The sequence below is a fragment of the Bacillus nitratireducens genome (assembly GCF_036320425.1).
Classification (GTDB): Bacteria; Bacillota; Bacilli; order Bacillales; family Bacillaceae_G; genus Bacillus_A; species Bacillus_A nitratireducens.
Window position 1 is genome coordinate 54,849 of record NZ_JAUMJO010000009.1, and the last position, 5,934, is coordinate 60,782.

The following is a 5,934-nucleotide window of genomic DNA, read 5'->3' on the forward strand; positions in this document are numbered from 1 at the left end:
TGTTCCTGGTGTTTGACTTCCTTCATTTGCTCCTTGTCTTACTCTTCCTGGTGTTTGACTTCCTTCATTTGCTCCTTGTCTTACTCCTCCTGGTGTTTGACTTCCTTCATTTGCTCCTTGTCTTACCGCTCCTGCTGTTGGATTCCCTTCACTTGCTCCTTGTCTTACCGCTCCTGCTGTTGGATTCCCTTCACTTGCTCCTTGTCTTACCGCTCCTGCTGTTGGATTCCCTTCACTTGCTCCACTTACTTTTCCAGCTTCTTTTATTTCATCTTGAAGACTTGTTGTTCCCGATTCTTGCCCATTTGCTACCCCTGGATTTTCATTCCCTTCTTTTTTCATATCTTCTTGAATAGATGGCGTACCACCGTTCTTTTTATCTTCTTCCTTATTTAAGTTGCCTTTTTCTTTTTCTTTTTCTTTTTCTTTATTTGCTAAATCATTACCATTTGCTTTCTTCTGATCCGCCTTTTTTATTTGATCTTGCAAGGACTCTTTCTTCTCCGACTCATTCCCTTTTTTCAAACCACTTATGATACCAGCCATGCCACCTGTTGCCATCACTGCCGCACTTGCTGTTGTAGCTGCTGCACTCGCTGTTTTTGCTGCTACAACACCAGTTCCTTGCGCTGCGCCTTTCGCTCCTTTTCCAATCATATTCCCTAGACCCTTCATTGGCTTGGAATTTGCAAGACCGCCAATTCCTTTACCAAGTGCGAAACCACCAGCCAACATGCCCCAACTGCTCTTTAATCCAATATCTATTCCAAAGAGCCTTTCTACGACTGACGGACCATCTAGAACTGCCATGCTAAATGCGGCTAATGCAATTAGGTACGGTACACCATTTAATTTGTCATGGAGAAACGTTGTGCCCATTATATATAGCTTCAAAGATAGGAAAATCATGATTGTTGCTACAAATATATTGAGGATATTAGATAACACTGCTTTTAACTTTTGCCCATTCGCAACATCGGCTGGTGCTAATATGTTCGCTAACAAGTAGTTAAATGCTAATTCGTAAAATAATCTAGCTAACTTAATACTCACCAATAACAAAGTTGCACCAGTTATCAGTAAAGTAAAGAATATATTCCAGAAATTCCAATGCCAGCGATAATACTTTTCTGGGAAGAAATCAAACCATCCATCTTTTAATTCAGCTAAAGATGCAACTCCCATCCCATCCATTACTCTTTTATTTTTTAAAATTTCCTGTCCGTCATCTGATAACTTTTTATCCTTTGCAAATTCAAAATCTTTATCTATTTTTTCAGTAATATCTATCTGCCTGATGTTTTTTTCTGGAATATGATTCTTCGGATTCATGTCTTCTTTCTTTTTCCATTTATTTTCATCTATTACTGCTATATCTGTTATATTCTTCTTAATAATTTCATCACTCAAAGAGCCTTTTTGTTCTGATTTTACAACTGCTATGGCATCATCGGTGAACTTATCAACCTTTGTCATACCAGTACTTAATAAACAAAGTACACTCAGTGTTACAAAAATATTGATGATAATTTGAGAACGGTTCATTTGTTTATTCATAATGAACATGTAGCCAATATATAAAAATGATATGGCTAAAAGAACGACAAACAATGGATATAACATATCAACAAAATTTTGTATTTCTGGTGAATTAAAGAATCCTTTAATCCCCAGTATGGCATCTGTCACACCCTCTAAAGCATCTACAACTAAAGATAAGCCTACAATTAGGAACCATCCTAGCCAACGCAATACATAATTCACGACGTCTCCTACTTGAAGATAATCCGAGAACGCTTCTATAGTTTTTAAAATCTCTTCATCTTTCACTATTTATCCTCCTCTCATGCTTATTACTGCCCTAATACTTCTTTTGCTGTCCAATTCACTCTTTCATTCAATCTGTCAATACGAATAATCAATTTACCTTTTTGTTCCCGATCTACTGAAAGGAAAAGAACCGCATCTTCTAGACCAAGAATGACCTCATTTTCTTCTGTTACAAATGGCGAGTAACTATCTAAAATCAATTGCATTTTATCCGTTATTGTCGGTACACGCATTCTCTCTTCCTCCTTTATGTTTGGATTCAAAAAAGCACTCAATCATTTGAGTGCTTTTCTAACTCGTTACTTGTTCTTTTTCTTCTAAATCACGTAAGATTCGATTAATCTTGTTTTCAACTGCTTGATAAACACTTTTGTCGATGTGGTCATTGTGAGCTAACATTTGAAATTCACTGTAAAACTCGCCCATTTCTTGATTTTCAACTTCATCTATTGATTTGCCTAACTGCGCTAAAAAGAACTTATCAACCAGTTTCAAAACCGCTAAATCAGATTCAAAAAATTCATTAACCGTTTTTTCTTTCCAATTTTCAATGGAGAGGGAATTAAACGGGCTATCTTCCTGCTGAAACGCCTCTTCCGGAATCTCTTCATCAATTCCCATCATGGTTGGCTCTTCTACTGGCTGCGGTGTCTCTATTTGGGAAGAAGCTTCTTGTACTTTTTCTGGCTCTGATGGTTCTTTCTTAATTTGTTCTTCCTTTCTCTTTCCTAGAAAATCTACAATCAGTTTTTTTGGTTCTACATCATCGTGTAAGGAGTCGATATCTATATCTAAAATAGATTTATCTGTATCAAACTCTACTCCTAAGTACTCCCATCTATATTTTAAAGCTGTTTCTTCTGTATTATAAATTGGTCGTGGTCTGATACGCTTTCGATTATTATCTTGACGTTTTATGACACGAATAACGACACTTTCTCCTTCTTTAAAATTCGTAAGCTCATTTGCTGTTAACAGTGGTCGTTGATCTAGACCTTCCGTTTTATTTTTATCAGTAGAAAGACCTTTTCCACTTCGGGAAGGTAGATTAATTGTTTGATTCCCTAGCTTTTTGGACACTTTTTCGGCTGTTTCTTGATCGTTTGTTAGAATGTAGATGGTATTCCCACAGTTTCCATCAATGGTATCTGCATCATCTCCATATTTGTTTTTCAGTTGTGAATATGCTTGAATGATGAGATTAAAACGGATATTTCTTCCCAAACAAACCGTTGCTAACGTTGCCATTCCTTCTATACTCGGCATGTTGCCAAACTCATCCAAAATAAATACTACTTCACGATGACACCCATTACCACGAGCAAGAGATGCACCCTTGGCTAATATGAAGTAGAGCTGTCTTACGAAAATAGAAGCAATGACATGATTTGAAGAATCATAGTCAGGTGTAATCATAAAAATTGCAACTGGTTTATCAAAATAATCCACTGTCGTTATCTGTATATCTTCATTTTCTTCTACTACTTTAAATTCTGTATGACCCGTCTTTTCATCTATTTTCGTAATAGAAATAGATGTTTTCTTTTTATCAGTTCCCTTTTCACTCAATTGGATTGTATCCCCGACTTTTACTACTTGCTTAAAATCCAATGAAAAACGTCCTGTAATATCTGCTTTGATAGACTCCATTGATCCATCCGGAAAGACAATTTCTACTCGTTTTCTAGATGTTACTTTCCCTTTTATCGTTTTTCCAAACCCTACACATTTTAAATCCACACTGTTTTTCGAAGTCATTTTTGCAATTTCATCGAACGTAAAGATAGAGAGTCCGTTCATTGTTTGGGTGAAAATCCCGCCTCGTGTCGTTCCTTTCGAGAAGTTTGAGGTTGCATATTGCATTTTCGCAACACTATCTGCTGGCAAACCTTCAAAGTATAAATCTAATGCGTTTTGTGGATCTGCTTTTGGATCTACGATAACCTCTTTTGAGCCAAGTTCTGACAACATATTTGCAACTGCATACATTGTGATTTTTTCTTCTGTACCTTCCGCAATGCATTTATCTGTAACTGCTAATATCATGGCGTTACACAAGCTCATGGCGCACTGTTGCCAAAAAGGATCTTTTACAGTTGGGTTGTAATACAAAGTGTGTGAGAGTGTTTTACATAATGCCTGTGCCGTTGAATAATCCCCATCTTTATAGGCATCTTTGACGAGCTGTAACAAGTTATAGCTCATAGAATCAAGTGGGTTTAACAAATTCAAAACTTCAATGTGATACCCTCGTTCTTCCAACGTTTCTTTCGATGCACTGAATAATTCACCCTTTGGATCATTAAAAATTAAAGATGGTTTATGTTCCGCTCTAGAATAGACATCAATTGTAGGAAATACAAAGGTTTCCCCTTTACCAGAGCGTGTTGTACCAATGATTAAGTTGTTTACGGGGCTATCATCAATGAATACCTTGTCACCTAGTCGGGAGATAACAACACCACCGCCACCTTTAAATGATTCCTCTCGATCTGGTACAGCTCGGTATTGTTTTTTCAACTCTTCAACTGTTGTAAAACGACTAGACCCTTTCTGATGATTATTTAAATTTTTAAAGGAAGATTTCAATTTGTACACTGTTCTTGCTATGGTTCCAATTACTACAAGGAAAACAAGCAAGTAATAAATTGGATGCTCTGCAATTGGCATCCGAAAAAGAAATCCTACATCCATATGAAATGGTTTAGGATGTAATAAGTCACTAAATGTTGTTTCTATCAGCTCTAAAGATAAATTGAGTAAAAAATTAGCAATTAAAAACATTCCTACAAACAAAAAAGCACTCAATGGAATGAGTACTTCTTTTTCAGCTAATTTATATTTGATTGATATCTTTTCACTATACATATCAAAGAATCACCTCTGTTCAATCTAGCCACACGTGTTAGTCCTTTAAGCCAAATCCCGAATCATAATTATATTTTCATACTCTGTTTTCTTATCGAAAACATTCGTTACATCTAAACACATGATATATCGAAACTTCTTAGTAATCTGGGCATCTGATGGCATTTCTTGAAAGCTTGCTATTACTTTTATATTGGAATCCTTCATTTGTTGAAGAAAATATATAAAATCTTCCTGACATAAATAATTGGTTTCATCTACAATCACATATTCAAATTGTTTGGCTATATTTATTACATCTTTTGTAATCTTGAACTGTCGGTTTCCATCACTAAATTCGTATTCTAAATATTGTAAAGTCACATGACCACCTGATTGTTTCTTTAATTCCTTGTACTCTTTCAATGGATCTAACACTAAAACTTTTTGCAAGCTTAAAGCTATTCTCTTCAATTCCCTCGTTTTTCCTGTCCCCACTCTACCCACCAACATTAAACTTTTATCTAGATTTGAAATTTGTACTGCATTTGTACTATTAACAAACATTTATATGACTCCTTTCAGCGAAAAATTAGATTACATGTATTTTCAAATTAAAAAGGCACTCTTTTTATGAGTACCTTTTTGGCAATACCAAATGATTTTTTCATTATTTACTCGCTACCATCTTTTCATTTTGTTTCAGAACTGGCTTCTCCGGTTCTGTCGGTTTCTCTGGTTCTGTTGGTGGATCTACTGGCGGTTTCGGTTTCTCTGGATCCGTTGGTGGATCTACCGGCGGTTTCGGTTTCTCTGGATCCGTTGGTGGATCTACCGGCGGTTTCGGCTTTTCTGGATCCGTTGGCGGATCTACTGGTGGTTTCGGTTTCTCTGGATCCGTTGGTGGATCTACCGGTGGTTTTGGCTTTTCTGGATCCGTTGGTGGATCTACTGGCGGATCTACCGGTGGTTTCGGTTTCTCTGGATCCGTTGGTGGATCTACTGGCGGATCTACCGGTGGTTTCGGCTTTTCTGGATCCGTTGGTGGATCTACTGGCGGATCTACCGGTGGTTTTGGCTTTTCTGGATCCGTTGGTGGATCTACTGGCGGATCTACCGGTGGCTTCGGCTTTTCTGGATCCGTTGGTGGATCTACTGGCGGATCTACCGGTGGTTTCGGCTTTTCTGGATCCGTTGGTGGATCTACTGGCGGATCTACCGGTGGTTTTGGCTTTTCTGGATCCGTTGGTGGATTAC

General features: G+C 37.3%; 3 protein-coding genes and 2 pseudogenes. All 5 read right to left on the reverse strand.

Features of this window, described 5'->3' with window-relative positions; genetic code table 11:
• A partial coding sequence (locus tag Q3V31_RS25720; protein ID WP_329767460.1) for a pLS20_p028 family conjugation system transmembrane protein occupies positions 1-1,830 on the reverse strand: 1,830 nt, incomplete at its 3' end.
• Between the two features lie 23 nt (positions 1,831-1,853).
• Positions 1,854-2,063, reverse strand: coding sequence for a hypothetical protein (locus Q3V31_RS25725; protein WP_090814467.1), 210 nt, complete (start codon positions 2,061-2,063; stop codon positions 1,854-1,856).
• Positions 2,064-2,121: 58 nt separating this feature from the next.
• Complete coding sequence (locus tag Q3V31_RS25730; RefSeq protein WP_329767461.1) at positions 2,122-4,698, reverse strand: VirD4-like conjugal transfer protein, CD1115 family; 2,577 nt, start codon at positions 4,696-4,698, stop codon at positions 2,122-2,124.
• Positions 4,699-4,735: 37 nt separating this feature from the next.
• Positions 4,736-5,244: pseudogene (locus tag Q3V31_RS25735) on the reverse strand (ATP-binding protein).
• 103 nt (positions 5,245-5,347) lie between these two features.
• Positions 5,348-5,934, reverse strand: a pseudogene (locus Q3V31_RS25740) (hypothetical protein); the annotation flags it as partial.